Source organism: Haloarcula sp. CBA1129 (genome assembly GCF_008729015.1).
Lineage (GTDB): Archaea > Halobacteriota > Halobacteria > Halobacteriales > Haloarculaceae > Haloarcula.
The window spans coordinates 1024979-1042099 of the sequence record NZ_RKSM01000001.1 but is presented as its reverse complement, the minus strand read 5'-3'; the positions used below and the strand labels follow the sequence as shown (position 1 = coordinate 1042099).

At 63.2% G+C, this 17121-nt stretch carries 15 protein-coding genes; 2 read left to right on the top strand and 13 right to left on the bottom strand.

The genetic code is table 11. From position 1 onward, the window contains the following. Positions 1-38 precede the first annotated feature (38 nt). Complete coding sequence (locus Har1129_RS05200) at positions 39-851, bottom strand: polysaccharide deacetylase family protein (RefSeq protein ID WP_151099710.1); 813 nt, start codon at positions 849-851, stop codon at positions 39-41. 147 nt (positions 852-998) lie between these two features. Between Har1129_RS05200 and Har1129_RS05195 the strand changes: the two genes are divergently transcribed. Beyond that, complete coding sequence (locus Har1129_RS05195) at positions 999-2012, top strand: glycosyltransferase (RefSeq protein ID WP_151099709.1); 1014 nt, start codon at positions 999-1001, stop codon at positions 2010-2012. Here the strand turns inward: Har1129_RS05195 and Har1129_RS05190 are convergent. From Har1129_RS05190 to Har1129_RS05170, 5 genes are all read right to left on the bottom strand, one after another. Beyond that, complete coding sequence (locus Har1129_RS05190; protein ID WP_225307754.1) at positions 2009-3124, bottom strand: hypothetical protein; 1116 nt, start codon at positions 3122-3124, stop codon at positions 2009-2011. The two genes, Har1129_RS05195 and Har1129_RS05190, sit on opposite strands and share 4 nt — an antisense overlap. A gap of 53 nt (positions 3125-3177) precedes the next feature. Beyond that, positions 3178-4506, bottom strand: coding sequence for a hypothetical protein (locus Har1129_RS05185; protein WP_151099708.1), 1329 nt, complete (start codon positions 4504-4506; stop codon positions 3178-3180). Further along, positions 4503-6332, bottom strand: a complete 1830-nt coding sequence (locus Har1129_RS05180) for a LamG domain-containing protein (protein ID WP_151099707.1) — start codon at positions 6330-6332, stop codon at positions 4503-4505. Before Har1129_RS05180 ends, Har1129_RS05185 begins: the two co-directional genes overlap by 4 nt. 125 nt (positions 6333-6457) lie before the next feature. Continuing rightward, entirely contained in the window at positions 6458-8257 is a 1800-nt protein-coding gene (gene glmS, locus Har1129_RS05175) for a glutamine--fructose-6-phosphate transaminase (isomerizing) (protein WP_151099706.1), read from the bottom strand. A 2-nt stretch (positions 8258-8259) separates the two neighbouring features. Next, a complete protein-coding gene (locus tag Har1129_RS05170) occupies positions 8260-9420 on the bottom strand; it encodes a sugar phosphate nucleotidyltransferase (protein WP_151099705.1) in 1161 nt (386 codons plus the stop codon). 123 nt (positions 9421-9543) lie between these two features. On the opposite strand from Har1129_RS05170, the gene Har1129_RS05165 reads away from it, so the two are divergent. Further along, positions 9544-10947: a PQQ-dependent sugar dehydrogenase gene (locus Har1129_RS05165; protein ID WP_151099704.1), complete on the top strand. Its 1404-nt coding sequence runs from the start codon at positions 9544-9546 to the stop codon at positions 10945-10947. On the opposite strand, the gene Har1129_RS05160 is transcribed toward Har1129_RS05165, so the two are convergent. From Har1129_RS05160 to Har1129_RS05130, 7 genes are all read right to left on the bottom strand, one after another. Continuing rightward, positions 10944-12359 (bottom strand): polysaccharide biosynthesis C-terminal domain-containing protein, encoded by a 1416-nt coding sequence (locus Har1129_RS05160; protein WP_151099703.1) that lies wholly within the window; start codon positions 12357-12359, stop codon positions 10944-10946. The genes Har1129_RS05165 and Har1129_RS05160 overlap by 4 nt on opposite strands. 55 nt (positions 12360-12414) lie before the next feature. Further along, complete coding sequence (locus tag Har1129_RS05155) at positions 12415-13341, bottom strand: NAD(P)-dependent oxidoreductase (RefSeq protein ID WP_225307753.1); 927 nt, start codon at positions 13339-13341, stop codon at positions 12415-12417. After that, a complete protein-coding gene (locus tag Har1129_RS05150; protein ID WP_151099702.1) occupies positions 13326-14333 on the bottom strand; it encodes a Gfo/Idh/MocA family protein in 1008 nt (335 codons plus the stop codon). Before Har1129_RS05150 ends, Har1129_RS05155 begins: the two co-directional genes overlap by 16 nt. Before the next feature lie 146 nt (positions 14334-14479). Further along, complete coding sequence (locus Har1129_RS20890) at positions 14480-14659, bottom strand: hypothetical protein (protein WP_225307752.1); 180 nt, start codon at positions 14657-14659, stop codon at positions 14480-14482. 178 nt (positions 14660-14837) lie between these two features. Beyond that, on the bottom strand, positions 14838-14999 hold the full coding sequence (locus Har1129_RS20885) for a ParA family protein (RefSeq protein WP_225307751.1): 162 nt from the start codon (positions 14997-14999) through the stop codon (positions 14838-14840). A gap of 132 nt (positions 15000-15131) precedes the next feature. Next, positions 15132-15431, bottom strand: a complete 300-nt coding sequence (locus Har1129_RS05140; protein WP_151099701.1) for a hypothetical protein — start codon at positions 15429-15431, stop codon at positions 15132-15134. 215 nt (positions 15432-15646) lie between these two features. Next, positions 15647-17086 (bottom strand): pyridoxal-dependent decarboxylase, encoded by a 1440-nt coding sequence (locus Har1129_RS05130; RefSeq protein ID WP_151099700.1) that lies wholly within the window; start codon positions 17084-17086, stop codon positions 15647-15649. Positions 17087-17121 lie beyond the last annotated feature (35 nt).

The following is a 17121-nucleotide window of genomic DNA, read 5'->3' as shown; positions in this document are numbered from 1 at the left end:
TCGCTGTGCCACTGCGAGACACGGCCCTGTGTGAGGACTTACCGGTCATCAATTGGTGGTGACGCCCCGACGACGCGTCGGCGGAGCCAGTCGGCGATACCAGTTAAATTCCACCGAACGACCGATAGCGGTTCCGAGCCGTCGATTCGCGGTATCAGGTGCGGATCCGCTGACTCGGGCACTAACCCATTGGTTGCCGTCGCGTAGCTGTGTGTCTCCCGGACGAGCGCGAGCGCCTCGGGTGTGACGTCTGAGTATGGATAACAGAACCGGTCGATGTCGACGTCGAACTGCGCTTCAAGTTCGGTCTTGGCCCCCTCGATTTCGGCTCGCAGCGTCGCCTCGTCGGTAACACCGCTCAGCCACGGGTGTGAATGCGTGTGGGTGCCGATCGTCACGAGGTCACTCGCTATCAGCTCCCGGACCTGTGATGCCGACATGTACGCCTCCCCGTCGGCTGTCGACCCGCCGATTCGGTCGGTGATGAGAAAGCACGTCGCCGGCACGTCGAACTCACGTAAGACCGGGAGCGCGTTCGTGTAGACGTTCTCGAACCCGTCGTCGAAGGTTACCGCGACGCGCCGGCGGTCCCCGCGTTCGAGTACGGCCGGCAGGTCAACGACGTCGAACTGGTCTGTCAGCTCACGCATCTGGGCGCGGAACGCCGGAACTGACAGCGTTCGCTCGTCGGCATTACCCGTTCCTGATCCAACGGAGTGGTACATCAGTACCGCGTTGGCAGCCGTCGGAGCCAATGCCGAGATATCGACAGTATCGTTCAGTCGAGCCAGCACGGACCAGACCCGCCCACGGAGCGATGTCGGGGCTGGGCCTAGGGCGTCATCGGACACACCCAGTACAGGCTTCCGGGACTGATAATAATATCTATCGCTGCCGGACAATCCCGCAAAGCGACGGTATGCTTGTCCTACCGAGACTTCCGCACAGCGGACCGGCCCATCGACAGGGTTATTCACCGACACACCGACTAAGTGTCCGTGTCGGATCAGTCACCCGACGGCGACCCGTTCGTCACGGTCGTCGTCGTCACGTACAATTCTGCGGCGACGGTGGGAGAGACGTTGTCCTCGCTCGCCGAGCAGACCTACCCGTCGGACCGCTACGAGATCCGCGTCGTCGACGGCGGCAGCACCGACGACACCGAAGCCCTCGCAGACGAGTACGGGGCCGCCTTCCACGTCGTCGCGGGCGGTACCATCGGGGCCTGTCGCAACCGCGGCATCGACCATGCCGATGGCGACTACGTCGCATTTACCGACTCGGACTGTGCCGTCCCCGCGACGTGGCTCCGTTCGCACGTCGACCGTATAGCCGATGCCGACGAACATGTCGCTGGCGTCGGCGGCCCGAACCGGCCGTTTCCCGACGATCCGCCCTTCGCAAAACTGGTCGGGAGCCTCCAAGGGACGGTGTTCGGTTCCGGTGGTTCCCCGCAATCCCACGCCATCGATCGGGTCCGAGAGGTCCGCTCGGTCGCTTGCTGTAACGTGCTCTACGACACCGCAATCTTCGACGAGCACCGCTTCGACGGCGACATCAACGTTGGTGAGGACGCTGAGTTCCACTTCCGCCTGAGCGAGGCCGGCTACCGGTTCGTCTTCGACCCCGCCATCGCCGTTTCACACCACCTTTCGCCCGACTTTGACGCGTTTTGCAAGAAGGCACGATCGTACGGCTACGCGATGGCCCGCATCCAACGCCGTCACGGAACAGTCATCCGGTGGTACTCGGCGTTGCCCTCGCTGGCGCTCGGGGGCGGGGCGATAGCGGCGCTCGCGGACCTATCGAACCGACGGGCTCGATACGTTCCCCTACTCCTGTTTGCGTATCTGCTCGTCAGCGGCTACGCGACGCTGCAGGTGTTCCGCGACCGGCGCAGTCCGCTAGCCCTGCTCATGCCGGTCATGCTCGCCGCACAGTACACGTACTACGGCATCGGCTTCCTAGAAGGGCTGACAGCGCCCGAACCCGTGCCACAGGAACTTCCTTAGGCCCGGTAGATACCGATGGCCCAGTGGTGCTCGCCGAGTACCTGATGTCCCAGTCCAAGGGTTCCATCGACCGCACAGTGCCAGCCGTCGCCGTCGTACCAAGGGTCGACTTGGTGCATCGCGCCGGAGTTCCACCCCAGCCCGCCGGGCGGCTCTAGCGCCGGCGAATGGGGCCGTTCAGTGTCAGTGTAGGTCGTGGGCGAGAGTTCGGTTATCTCGAAGGCCCGAACCCGCTTCCCGTAGCGCCGTTCACAGTCCTGATAGAACGCCAGAACGTGGTCGTCGAAGACGATGGGCCGACCGCCCGGACGGGCCGCTTGGGGCCGATTCCGGACGACGGGGTTCCCTTCGTGGGGCGTCCAGTCTGGCGATTCGAGCGTGTCGCTGTGGTAGGCATAGAGATCGGTACCGTCGCCGAGGAGCCCCCACCAGCGGCCGTTCCAGCGGATGGGGCTGAAATCGTGCAGCGGCGTCGCCGGCTGCACCAAGTCGGCCACCGGAGTCCATTCGTGGGGGAACTTCGCGGCCCGGTACAGCGTCACTGGGGCCGGGCCGACCTCCTTGGCCCAGCGGTCGGGCACCATGTAGTGGTCGCCCTGCCAACTGAACACGTAGGGGTAAGAGAGGTGTTCGTCCGTCTCCAAGACGACCCGGTCGTACACCCACTCGTAGCCGTCGTCGCTCTCAGCATGAGCGATAGCGGCGGTTGGGTCGCGGTTGTGGGTGTACACCTCGAAGAACATGTGCCAGTCGCCGGCCTCGGTAACGAACAGAAACGGGTCGGCGACGCAGTCGGTCCGTCCGAAGTCTGTTACGTCGGCCGCTGTCAACACCGGATTGATGTGGTCCGACGGGACGAACCGGGACGGCGGCCGCTCCGCTGTCGAGGGGTACTCGGGAACGGTATCGCCGTCGTACAGCCCGGCGACATCGGCCGCCGAGGGGAACGAAACGGCGTTCGACTGTCGCATATGCAGCGCTTCACCGGTATGCCAAGCCATCCGTTCCAGTAGCGTCGACTTGGCAAGCCTGTGTCGGATTCTACTCGCCAGCGGCTCGGGTCGGTAGCGCGAGTGTGCGAGCAACTCGTCATCTCCCGTCTTCTCGGCCATTGGAATATGGGTTAGTGGCGATAGCGGTACTTAATCTCATAGGCTCGTCGGGCTCAGAAACCGGTGCCGGCTGTGCCAAGCGCCCGGAATCCGCCGGTCGCCCCCTCGCTGTGAGTGACATCGACGTCATCGGGAGACCCTTGGTACAGCGACGGGGCAGCGGGGTCGACAGGAGAGGCGAGGTTGACCAGATTTGTCGTGATACCCGCCTCGGAACCCAGCTTGATGTAGGGGCCGAGTATCTTCCTGTTCGGCGCGTTAGCACTGTAGCTGTCGTACCCCAGCTCGTAGACGTAGTCGGCGACGCCGGTGACGTGTTTCACCGTGTCGATGACAGCGGTGCCGTGGCCCAGCAGCCGGATGATCGTGGGCGGATTCGTCGGGTTCGACGTGGGTTCCCAGTGGACGTTTCCGAACTCAATGAGGCTATCCCATGTCTGGTCGATGGCGACACCTGCGGACCCACCCATCGTGAGATAATCGACCGTCTGGGTACCACCACGTGAGAAGAACACGGTCGTGTTCTGTCCGCTGACCGTGGCACTGGGGTAGGCCGCAATGGTCCCGAACCAGTTGGCCGGGCCGTAGTACGAGCGGAACTCGAAGAGACCGTCCTGATCGCCGGCGTCACACTCATAGATGGTGAGCTGTTCGTGGCGGCACTGGAACGGGCCGACGCCCTCGTCAACGCGATACACGGAGTTGTTCCAGCCCCACAGGACGAGCCGTCCCACGAAGAGGTCCTGCGTGTCCCGGTTGGTGTGGTGAATGGCCACCCCCGTCGGCTGGCTCCCGGCTGGGCCGTTCAGCGCGAACCCGTCGAGCTTGACCCGGCTCACGCCCGAATCGCGGTCGAACAGGATGCCGTCAGCGTTCTGGTCGGTGATAGCTATCTTCGACAGTTCGACGCCGAGCCCGGTTATCTGGGTCTCCTCGTAGGGGCGAATCGGCCCCGTCTCCTCGACGACGCCAGCCGGCAGGCGCACCTCGCCGCCGCCGGCAGCGTTGACGATGTCCAGCGCGTCCTGAATCGGCGTTGCCGTGGTCTCCGGGTCCACCGACTGGGGTGCGGAGTTGTTCCGGCCCAGCGCGACGACGTACCCGGCGAGGATGAGCGAGGTTACGTCGCTCCCGTCACCCGAGGATCCACCGCCCGAGCCAATGGTTCCTAGTTGGGTCCACGACCCGCCGTCACCGAGATAGACGTTTCCGGTGTCGGTCGCAAGGAACTTCGCGCCGGCCTTGGCGACGTAGTTCGACCGATTGGCATCGGTGTCCCTGAGTTCCACGTCCGTGTCGATGCGTTCGAAGTTGCGGTTCAGCGGTTCGTCCCAGTCCAGCGTGCCCGCGGTCGGGGTTTCGTATTGGTGATTGTCAGTCATTGGTAATTTCCGTCCATCATGCCGCCGTAGCCGTGGCTGCCGTAGCCACTCTCACCGAACTCGTCGTTCGGAATCGGCGTCGCAGTCGCCGTGTCAGTCTCTATTGGTGTGGGCGTCGGTTCCTCGGTCGTGACGCCCTCGACCAGCGCGACCACTTGGTCGGCGGTCAGTGCCACGTCGTAAACGCGCACGTCGTCGATAGTGCCATCCATCGCGTAGTAGCTGGCGTAGCCGTTGTCGCCGTAGCCGATGTACAGCGACCGGTCGCTGGGAACCACAGCACCGAACTGTGTCGTGTCGCGGTCGACCGCCTCTCCGTCGAGGTACATGACGAACGCCTCGCCGTCCCACGTACAGAGCACGTGGTGCCACTCGCCGTCGTGGGTCGAGACGCCCCAAGGGTTCACGCTTGCCTGTCCGCTTTCGACGCCGACGTGTGCCCGCAGACTGTTCGGGGTCTGCACGTCGACAGCGTAGCCCGTCCCACCGTAGCGGGCGTCGGCCTTCTGGAGCACCGTTTGCTCGTTCGCCTCACTCGCTGTTCGGTACCAGCCACCGAACGAGAGCGCTGCCAATGGGGTCAGTGTCCCCGTGTCGGGCACTTCTACGTAGTCCTCGGCGCTCGAACTACAGGCGATGCCCGAAGTCCCGAACACCCCTGCCGTGTCCAACGTTGGCGAACCGCGGACGAACCCGTCGTTGCCCCCGGCACTGTCGGCCACGGTCGTCCCGCCCGTCTCCGCGAACGCCCAGCGAGCCACAGGAGCTGGCTGTGACGATGGGTCCGTCTTAGTCGGGGTTGAGGTGGGCGTAGGCGTCGGGGCGGGTGTTACCGTCGCCGTCGGTGTGGGCGTCGGACTTGGGGTCTCTGTCGGGGTCGGGACCGGGGTCGGTGTAGGCGTCGAGGACGGTGTGGACGTAGGCGTCGGTGTTGCTGTCTCCGTCGGGGTCGGCGTCGCCTCCTCGACGCCCTCGTAGAGGTCCGACACTTCGTCGCTCCCGAGCGCCCGGTCGTACACACGAACGTCGTCGATAGCGCCATCCATCGCGTAGTAGCTGTCGTAACCGTTGTCGCCGTAGCCGATGTACAGCGGTCGGTCGCTGTGGACCACCTCTCCCGACTGTGTGGTGTCGCGGCCGACTTCCTCGCCGTCGAGATACATCACTAGCCGCGACCCGTCCCACGTACAGAGCACGTGGTGCCACTCGCCGTCGTGGGTCGAGACGCCCCAAGGATTCACGCTCGCCCGCCCGCTCTCGACACCGACGTGTGCCCGCAGACTGTTCGGAGTCTGCACGTCGACAGCGTAGCCCGTCTCACCGTAGCGGGCGTCGGCCTTCTGGAGCACGGTGTGCTCGTTCGTATCGCTCGTCGTTTGGTACCACCCGCCAAAAGTGAGCGCGGCCGTCGGGGTCAGTGCCCCTGCATCTATAACCTCGACGTAGTCGTCAGCCCCACTGTCGAACACGTACGCTGTCGAATCGTAGACACCCGACACACCTTGGTCGGGGGTTCCGCGAACGGCTCCGTCGTTGCCACCGGCCACATCGACAGCGGTGTCTCCGTTTCCGTCGAGGGGCCAGTGGCCGACCAGCCCACCAGTGGGGCCGACGAGCGAGAGCGCGTTCGATGCTCCCAACGCCCCCGGAATTCCGCCGTCGAGACGCCACGGGTATCCACCGTAGCCGAGTCGCTGCTCGGAGGGCCCCGAACCGCCAAGACAACCGGCAATCGCAGTCGCTCCGGAGGCGATGCCGGTGAGTTTGAGCATCGTCCGTCGAGATATCTCACGGTCGTTGTCAGTTGGTGGCGGGTCTGTCTCCATTTCAGTACACTACATTACCAGTAAATATACCCTTTTCTACTGTGATTGTCGAATCTCAGCACGAAACTAATTTAAGAACTGTCAGGACCACCCGGATAAAAGGGAGAAAGACGCTGAAACAGCTTCTATTCGACTGTGACGCTCTTCGCCAGATTTCGTGGTCTGTCGATAGCCCGTTCTTTATTGTTCGCGACGTGGTAGGCGAACATCTGGAGGTAGACGTTGGCGACGAGCGGTTCCAACAGGCCGAGGTCGGGAACCTCGAAACTGACTTCGTGGTCGCTTCGGTTCGTTTCGTTCGTGATGGCGATGACCGGGGCACCGCGGGACTGGACTTCCTTGACGTTGTTTTGGGTTTCCTCGGGTCGGGTGCCATCAGTCAGCAGAGCGAGTACCGGCGTCGCTTCCGTGACCAGCGCTAGGGGGCCGTGTTTGAGTTCGCCCGCCGGAAACCCTTCGGCGTGGTCGTAGGATATCTCTTTGAGTTTGAGCGCGCCCTCTAGTGCGACTGGATGGCCCAGTTGCCGGCCGATGAAGAAGAACGCCTCGCCGTCGGCATAGGCGTTGGCGACCTCCGCGACTGCGTCCTCGTCGTCGAGGACGCCCTGCACTGCACCGGGGAGAGCTTGGAGGTCTCCGACGAGCTGTCGTCCGGTCGCCGCGTCGAGTTCGCCGCGCGTTTCCGCGACGGTCAGGGCAAACAGCGCGAGCATGACGACCTGTGAGGCGAAGGTCTTGGTCGCGGCAACGCCGATTTCCGGCCCCGCTCGGATGTACACGGCATCGTCACACTCGCGAGCCATAGTGCTCCCAACGTTGTTGGTCACGGCGAGGGTCCGAATCCCCGTCCGTCCGGCCATCCGTAACGCCCGAAGTGTATCGGCTGTCTCGCCGCTCTGACTGACGCCAACCACCAGCGTCCGCTCGGGATCGCGGCCGCTGCCGACGCTGTACTCGCTGGCGAACTCGGCGGTGGCGCGCACATCCGCCAGTGACTCCACCAGTTCCTTGGCGTACAAACAGGCGTGATAGGAGGTGCCACAGGCGACGAACTGGATCTCATCGATGTCCTGAAGGAAGGCCGATGACAGCGCCAGATCTTCCAGTTCGGCGCGCCCCTCGATGGGGTCGAGACGACCCGCGACGGCCTGCCGCAGAGCCGTCGGCTGTTCGTGTATCTCTTTTAGCATGTAGTGGTCGTAACCACCTTTCTCGGCCGCATCGGCGTCCCACTCGATAGTGTTGACCGGCCGGTCGACTGTCTCGCCGTCGTTACGGATGGCGATGCTGTCCCGAGTCACGTGGGCCACGTCGCCGTCTTCCAGATACGACACCGAGCGGGTGTGTGCGAGCAGCGGCGTCACGTCGCTGGCGATGAAGTTGCCGTCCTCGCCGTAGCCGACGACCAACGGGCTGTTCCGCCGCGCAGCGATGATTCCGTCGTAGCCGGCCGCGACGACGCCGAGCGCGTAGCTCCCCTCGATGCGGTCGACGACCGTTTCGACTGCTGCCAGCAGGTCGTCGGTCTGCTCAAGTTCGGCTTCGAGGAGGTGGGCGACGACCTCGGTATCCGTCTCGCTACGGAACTCGTGGTCCGGCAACTCCTCACGCAGGTCGTCGTAGTTGGCGATGATGCCGTTGTGGACGACCGCCACCCGACCGTCGCAGTCGGTGTGGGGGTGTGCGTTCGCGTCTGTCGGCTTCCCGTGCGTACTCCAGCGGGTGTGGCCGATGCCACATGTCTGTGGAGCGTCGGCCGGCAAATCGAGGTCACCGACGAGCCCTTTCTGCTTGAACACCGAGAGCCCGTCGTCGACGAGCGCGATGCCCGCTGAGTCGTATCCGCGATACTCCAACTGTTGTAGCCCCGCCACGAGCCGCGGCCGGGCCGGCTGTGCGCCGACGTATCCAATAATTCCACACATGATTATCCCCTCCGTACCGTCTCGCCCGATTCGATTTGCCCCTGCAGGACGGTGCCGCTATCCGCCAGTACCTCTCGGCCCACAACGGTGCCCGGCGTCACTGTGACGTTCCCGCGCAGCGTCGCCCGATCGGCCACGACGCCACCGAGGCCGACGTCCCGGTGGACGGTGTCGTCAACGACGACCTGTGCCGGCCCTCCCTCGACGGAAGCGTTCGGCCCAATCGAGGCCGATTCCCCGATGATACAGTCATGGAGCACCGCTCCGTCGCCCACTCGGCCGCCGTCCATAACGATACAGTTCGAAAGGACCGCGTTCGCGCCGATGTAGACGTTCTGACCCAGCGACGTGCCCGGCAATAGCGTGGCATTCGGTCCAACGGACACGCCGGTATCAATTGCGACAGCATCCGAAACGGCTGCTGTCTCGTGGACGCCATCGTGGTCATCAGGCTCCCTATGCTTTCCTAGCAGAGTCGCATTCGTCGACAACAAATCCCACGGATACGTGAGGTCTTGCCATGTCCCGCGATTGAGTACCGCAGACAACGTGTCGTCATCGGCCAACCGCTGGAGTGCGGTGGCGATACCGAAGTCGCCGTCATCTGTCTCGATCACGTCCCGAATCACGTCGAAGACGCGGCCGTCGAAGACGTACGCGCCGCCGTTGACCAGAAACGACGGGTCGTCGGTTGGTACCCGCGAGACACCCCGTACGGCTTCGCCGTTGACATCGATGGCACCGTATTCGGTTGGCCGGTCCGATTTGACGGCCGCAATCGTCGGGGTTCCCGTCGCCGTCCATCGGTCGAGGAGTCGTTCGAGCAACGATGCTTCGACCAACTGGTCGCCGTGGAGCACGAGGAACGGTCCCTCGACTGCTGATTCGACCAGCGAGAGCGCGTGGGCCGCCCCGATTCGGTGCTCTTGTGTGACGTATCGAATCGGCACACCCCACTTGTCGCCGTCACCGAAGTGGCTCTGAATTCGCTCCCGTGCGTGGCCGACGACGAGGACTATCTCGTTCGCACCGGCCTCGATTGCGGCTTCGAGGACCGATTCGAGAATCGGCTGATTGCCGACCGGAACCATCGGTTTCGGTCGCCCTTCGGTCAGTGGTCCGAGCCGTCGCCCTTCTCCTGCAGCCAATATCACCGCTTGCATGAGGCCACCATCAGGAAAGTCATACTATACCCACTAATTTTTAGTAATATATATGTTGCCCAGTGTAAAATCACATTCATATTACGTACCAAATGCTAAATGCTCGTAACGATTTAGATATACATGAACAATCGATTATCTGACCGTCCGGTTTCACGCCGTTCGTTACTGCAAACGTTCGGTGCTGTCGGGGCAGCCGGACTGCTCGCCGGTTGCTCGACAACTGAACGGAAAGACGCCAGTGGGAAGGCCCCGACAACCGCCACCGGCACGCCGGACAGCGACATCCCGGACAGCGACATCCCGGATGGCATCTCGGATTCGTTCTTCGACAACGGGTCGACGGTCCGGTTAGAGGAAGTCGCCAGCGGGCTGACCTCGCCCAGCGCACTTCTCACCGCGAACGAGGATACCGACCGCCGCTTTATTCTCGACCAAGTCGGCACAGTATACGTCCACGACGCTGACGGCCTCCAGTCGACGCCGTTCTTGGACCTCACCGACGACATCGTGGCGCTTGGTGAGGGGCTTCCCAGTTGGGTCCCTTACGACGAGCGCGGTCTGCTCGGACTGGCCTTTCATCCCGAATTCGCCGCTAACGGGCTGTTTTACGTCCGCTACAGTGCACCGTCTCAGGACGCGGATATCGATCACCGTGAGAGACTCTCGGAGTTCAGCGTCACCGAGAGCGGGTCGGCGGCCGACCCCGACAGCGAGCGGGTGCTCATGGACATGGCGTGGGAGCGGCCAATCCACCAGTCCGGGACAATCGAATTCGGCCCGGACGGCTATCTCTACGGCTCGCTGGGCGACGGGCTGAACCCCCACAACGCACAGAAAGTCTACACTCTCAAGGGGGGCATCTTCCGTATCGACGTCGACGGGGAAACCGAGGAGCTGCCCTACGCCATCCCGGAAGACAATCCGCTGGTCGGCGAGGACGGGCGTGCCGAACTGTACGCGTGGGGCCTGCGGAATCCGTGGAAGATGGCCTTCAGCGGCGACCAGCTCATTGCCGGCGATGTGGGACAGGCGACGTGGGAGGAGATCAACGTCATCGAGTCGGGCGCCAACTACGGCTGGCCGCTCAAGGAAGGGACCTACTGTCACGACCCCCAACAGGGGACCAGTTCCGAGGAACAGTGTGTCGTCGAATCCGACCGCGGCGAGACGCTCGTCGACCCGGTAGTGGAGTTCCCACACTTCGACGACGAGGGTGACGCCGTCGGCTTCGCGGTCATCGGGGGCCACATCCACACCGGAAGCATCGCTGCGCTCGATGAGACGTACGTCTTCGGCGTGTTCACGAGTTCTTTTACCGCGGCCGCCGGTCGCTTGCTAGCGGCTACACCCCAAGAATCGGGACTGTGGCCGGTCACGGAACTACAGGTCGAGGGCGGCCTCGACATCCAAGTACTCTCGCTTGGACAGGACGGGAACGACAGCTACGTTCTCGGGACGCGGGCCGCCCTCAGCGAGGACCCGCTGAGTCAGGACGAGGGCGTCGTCTATCGTCTCACAGCCTAACCGCGGAGATCCTTCACGTTCTCTATTATCTTCACGCGCAGCGGCGGCGCAGCCAGCACGCCCGCACCGTAGACTACCGCTGAGAGAGCGACGGCCGCCAGCAGTGTCACCGGCGTCTCGACGGAGAGCAACCGAGTGAGGCCGACGAGCGCGACGCCCATCGCCAGCGCGGCCAGCACGGTCCAGCCCACGTCCCGTCTCGGGAATCGGACGGTGGTGAGTCGTCCCAGATAGTACCCCAGTATCGCGGTGTTGACCACCACTGACAGCAGCGTCGCAGCCGCGGCCCCCACCAGTCCGTACCGCGGGACGAGCAGGACATTCAGGACGACGTTCAGTGACAGCGAGATGACGGTGGCGATAGCGCCGTACTTCGGCCGGTCGAACGCCTGAATCGCCTTATCGAAGACCAGATTCACCGCTTGCGGGAGCTTCTCTATCATCAACACGAGGAAGGCGGCCGCGGCGATGGTGTACTCCAGCCCGAAGATGACGCCCAGAATTTCACGGCCGATGATGGCGACGCCAACGACGGAGGGGACAATGAGCAGCAGCGAGGTGGTCATCGCGTCCGAGATGAGGTCACGTATCTTCTCGGTCGCGCCGTCGGCCTGCCACGCCGACAGTTGCGGGAACAGCACCCGCGCAAAGACGGTGCTGAACATGATGGCCGTCGTCGTCAAGCGCCACGCCAGTTCGTAGGCTCCGACGGCGGCCTGCGAGAGGAAGAACCCGATGACGATGACATCCATCCAGTTGTAGACGTGCCCGCCGAGCCCCCAGATGCCGTTGAACCTCGCGTAGTCGTACAGCGACTTCAGATGGTATTTGCCGGGTCGGGACAGAGGCGTCGAGAGCCGCAGACTCCCGCCGACGAACAGGACGGTGTAGCTCACCAGCAGCGCGTACACCAGCGCTCGGACACCGAAGCCGTACTGGAGCAGGCCGACGGCGACGGTGACGAAGGTCATGCTCCGCAGGAAATGCAGGACGGCCGTCTGGGCCACCCGTAGCTCCCCTTGGAGAACGTGGACGACGAGCATCGCCAGTTCGTAGACGACGACGACGCCGACCAGTTCAAGCGCGAGGTCCGTCCCGATGTAGGCGGCGAGCGGTTCGCGGACGGCCAGAACTGCGGCCGACACCACGACGATGAGGGCGAGTTTCAGAACGACGGCCGCGCCGAACATCTGCCCGGGGTCGTCGCCCGCACTGATTCGCTTCTCGACGGCTCCTCGAAGCCCGAAGTCGACGACGGTTGACATCGTGTACAGCGTCGCCTCGAACAGGAAGAACACCCCCAGCAGCGTCGCACCCAGTTCCCGAGCGAAGTACACCGTCCCGAAGAAGCCGATAGCCGTATTCACCAGTTCGACGACGAACAGCAACGAACTCGCACGCGCTAGGTTCATGGTTCGGCGGAGCGGCGGCGGCGAGAGCGTTCCGCGAGGGCCACGACCGCGCATGTTAGAGCAGACCCACCGAGTCGTACCACTCGACCGTGTCCCGAATCGCCGCCTGCCACGGCCGCTGGCGGACGGGCGCTCGCTCGGTCAGGTCGTCGCGGACGGTACCGAAATCGTTCCGTTCGAGGAACCCCTCGCCGGGAACGGGCGAGATGCCGGCCCGGTACAGGAGGTCCATCGCCGGCTTGACTCCCCACCGAATCACGCCGTAAGGGACGTTGACGACGGTGCAGTTCCCCGGTGTGTAGCGGGCGAGCGCGCCCAAGACCGCCTTGTTCGAGAGGTTCGGACCGGTGACGAGATGGCGACCCACCGCGCCGTCGAGACAGTGGGCAATCGTCCCGACCACGTCCGCGACGTGAACGATGTTGTACTCGTCGAGGGTGTACAGCGGCGGCACCAGCACGCGGTTGGTGGCGATGGGTCGGACGTGTTCGTACCGGGTCAGGCGGTAGTCTCGCGGGCCGAAGATGTATGTCGGGTAGACGGCCGCCACTTCGAAGGGGTGGTCCCGGTCGAAGAGGAGTTCCTCCGAGGCAACCTTCGACTGTTGATAGGCCGAGTCGACATCCGCCGGAACCTCGGGGTGTGCGCCGATGGTGCTCGCAAAGACAAATCGGGAGACGCCGGCGTCGGCCGCCGCCGCGACCAGCCGTTCGGTGCCGATGGCGTTCGTCCCGGCCATCCGTGCGGTGTCGTAGACGGCGGCCGCGAGATGGACGACGCTGTCGACCCCGTCCAGCGCCGCCGCGAGCGAGTCCGGGTCCGAGAGGTCGGCCTCGACGGTGTCGACGCCATCGGGAAGCCGCCGCGTCGACGAGGCTGGCCGCACCATCGCCACAGCGCCGCGGTCCAGCGAGTGGAGCAGATTCAGCCCGAGAAAGCCCGTCGCACCGGTGACCAGCACCGTCATCAGTCGGCCCTCCATTCGACGTCACAGCGGTCGTACACCGCGTCGATGACTTCGGCTACGGCGACGCCGCGGCGCGCCGGTGCGGTGGTCTCGGGGTCGCCGTCGACAGCGTGGTCCGCGAAGTCGTGGATGCGGGCGGTGTGGGCGTCCTCGTCGCTCGCGGGAAACAGCGTCGCGACGCCGATATCGACCAGCGAGGACTCGCCCTGCTGGAACTCGAAGGGGCGACCGTGTACGTCTCCCTGCAGTGTCATCGAATCGAGCTCGATCCATCCTTCGGTGCCGACGACGAGGACGCGACTCACCCCTTCAGTCTGTGTCCAGGTCGCCGAGAGGTCGACCGGGACGCCGTCGAAATCAAGCGAGACGCGGGCAGCATCTTCGACCGCCCGCCCCCGAAGATAGCGCACGCTTGCGTCGGTCACGTCGGGCGTGTCGTCGAACACCTCGAACAGCACGTCAAGCGTGTGGGGAAACAGGTCACGGGCGACGCCGCCGCCCGAGAGGTCGGGGTTGTAGTACCACCCGACCGAGGGTGGTGCCGAGTGGTGGGCGACAGTAACCTCGACGAGATCCCCGAGAAGGCCGTTCGATAGTATCTTCACCGCCCGCTCGTAGTTCCGGTAGTACCGGTGGAGGTAGCCCACCTGTGTGACGACACCGGCGTCCTCCGCCGCCGTCGCCATCGTCCGCGCACTCTCGGCCGTGAGCGCCAGTGGTTTCTCACAGAGGACGTGACAGCCTGCCGCAACGGCGGCCAGAAAAATCGCCTCGTGTGTGCTCGGCGGCGTACAAATACTGACGATATCGAGGTCGTGGGCCGACAGCATCGCCTCGGTATCGGCGTACCCCGGAAGCGACTGCTCGTCCTCGACAGCGCGCCGCCGGTCGCCGTCCCGCTCGGCGAAGGCGACGACACGGGTTCGCGGGTGGCCGGTGAACGCCGGTATGTGGTAGTCGGTCGCCATCCACCCGGCACCGACGACCCCGACGGCCAATTCGCTCATACGATGCCGTCATCCTTCAAGGAGATAAAGCCACCTAGGCTGAGCCTACCCCGACACGTACAGCGAAGTCAACACACTCTATCACCGACACGATGGCCGACCAACCGACTTTGGTCAACCCCTCTGTCGACAATCAATTCTGACCGTCAGTCTGGAAGCGACTCACGCTTGCGGAACACCGCCGGAACGTCGTAGTCGATATCCTCTTGGAGCGTCGCGAGGTGTTGCTTCTGACCGGTCGTGTCGCCGGAGGCGACAGGCACGATTCCTAGGACGCCCACCTCGATACCAGGGTTGTCTTCCAGACCGTCGATGAGTTGCTCCAAGCCATTGATGCTGACGAGCCCTTGCCTGAGAGTTCGACCGAGATGAGGACCGTCTGTGTGACCCTGACCGCGTTGTAAAGCCCCTGATCCTCGGATGCCTTGGGTCGCAAATAATGACATCATACTGTTCGTGGATGCCGTTGCGGCCGAGCAGCTGGTACAGTTGTTCCTCTTTGACCTACTCGGCGTCTGGATTCATCTGTTCCTCAGTCTCTTTGGCCCGGCGCATCGTCGTATCCAGCGATGAGAGCATGTTGTGGGCTGGGATGACATCGAGGTTGTCGACACCGGTGTCCTCCCGGATCAGGTCCTCAAACGGCCCCTTGCCACGGCCGACCATGTGCCGGACATGGTTGTCCGCGGCGCCGTCATCGCGGTCGTCGTCAACGCTTAAGATATAGGGGAGTGGGGCCTCCTGTGGGCCGAGATCGATTACGAGCGTTTTGACAATGAATTCACACAGAAAAACTCATTATAGACTGAGGAACTCGGGAGCAAAGGCGATAGCAGCGAGAAGACCGGTCAGTACGATGACCGCGGCAAGACGCAGGACACCAGCAGCCCGTCGTTGATGCTTCGGAAGTGATTCCGCAATTCCGGATAAGCCAAACCCGGCACCCAAGAACAGTGCGAAATTGCCCGGTGCGGAGTTGGCTATAATTGCGTAATATCCGTACTGGCCAATGAAGAGGAGAGCCCCAGCGAGGTAGATAAGTGCCAAAATACCACCAGTAGGCTCTTTGAATACGGTGTCTTGGATTATGGAGGGCATCGAATGTGTCGTTTCCCGCCGGTAGTAAATAGACGTTGAAGTGGCTCACACGGGCAGGACTGTGTGCGTCTCGACGGGCGGGCCTTCCTCGACACGACGGTGAACGATCCCATCGTCTTCGAGAGAGTCGATTTCTACGTGCAGGTGAGTGTCGAAATCCGATTCGACTGTATCGGTACGGGGAGTCCGTGCCAGTCAGGAAGGTAGTGAGCAGGCTACGTCTGTTGTGCGTCCAGAACTGCCTCAATCCCGTCGAGCAGTCTGTCGAGTGTCTTCTCGTCGGTGAACGGGTTCAGTAACACGACACGCAGCCAGCGGTTGTCACGATAGGTCGGGAGCGAAACGAAGACGTCATGCTCAGCCAGTAGCGTCCGCTGGAGTCGCTCGTTTAGCGCGTCACGTTCCTCCGGCGGACACCAGTCGGGCGCGGCACGGAAACAGACCAAGTTCATCTCCGGGTCGCTCGCCAGCTCCAGCGCATCGTGTTCGGCCACGCGGCTGCGAAGCACGGCAGTCAACCGATAGCTCTCGTCGATCAGCTGTTCGAGTCCGTCCCGGCCGAGGTGCTGGAAGGTGAGCCAGAGCTTCAGCACATCCGCCCGCCGGGTGCCTTGGACACTAAGTTCGCCGAGGTTCGGGATTGCATCATCGTCACCCATGTAGGGTGCCCCGACTCGGAAGTCCATCTGAAGCACGTCGACGTTCCCGAAGAGTGCCATCGCACACGTCTTCGCGACGTAACACCACTTCTGGGGGTTGAACGTCACCGAGTCTGCGGCCTCTATTCCGTCCAGTCGACCGCGTTCAGCTTCGGAGAAGACCAGCGCACCGCCGTAGGCTGCGTCTACGTGGAGCCACAGGTCGTGTTGCTCCGCGATGTCACGGAGCGCTGGGAGCGGGTCGATGTTCCCAGTCGTCGTCGTCCCAGCGGTGGCGACGACGCAGAATGGCGTACGACCGTCTCGTTTCGTCTGTTCGACCGCCTCGGTCAGTGCGCTTGGTTTCATCCGCGAGTCCGCGTCCGTCTCGACCGTGACGACGCTCTCGGTCCCGAGTCCGAGTAGCATTGCGGCCTTCTGTAGTGATGTGTGTGACACCCCAGAGGTGAATAGCACTGGCTCGCTGTCCAGTCCGGTGAGTCCGTCTTCGTGAACGTCGAACGTGTGGTTGCGGGCGACTGCAAGCGCGTGGAGGTTCGCGAGCGACCCGCCACTGGTGAGTACCCCGCCGGGGTTTGGACCGAGTCCGAACTCACTGGCGATAGTCTCGATGAGTTGTACCTCAAGTTCCGAGAATACCGGTGACATCTCCACACTTAGCAGATTGTTGTTGACCGCCGAAGCGACGAGATCACCCAGCACCGACATCGTCGTGGGGATCGTGTCCATATGGCCGATGTATCCTGGATGTGCAGGGTTCATCGAGCCCTCGACGATTGTCTCAAGATCTCCGAGAAGGTCGCCCTCAGAGCGTGGAGACTCAGGAAGTGTAACAGATGGGATAGTTGACTCGTTTGGTAACGGCGATCGGTCTTCTGCTGTCCCAAGCTGGTCAAGGAGCTGGTCTAGAACGTTCTCAGCGAGGTCGCGTACGGCTTCGTCGTTAGCGCCACTCGGATCGATGAACCCCGTTTCCGGCGAGTTAGAACGGTTCATGTATACTGTCTCTACTTCCAGTGACTTCGAACATG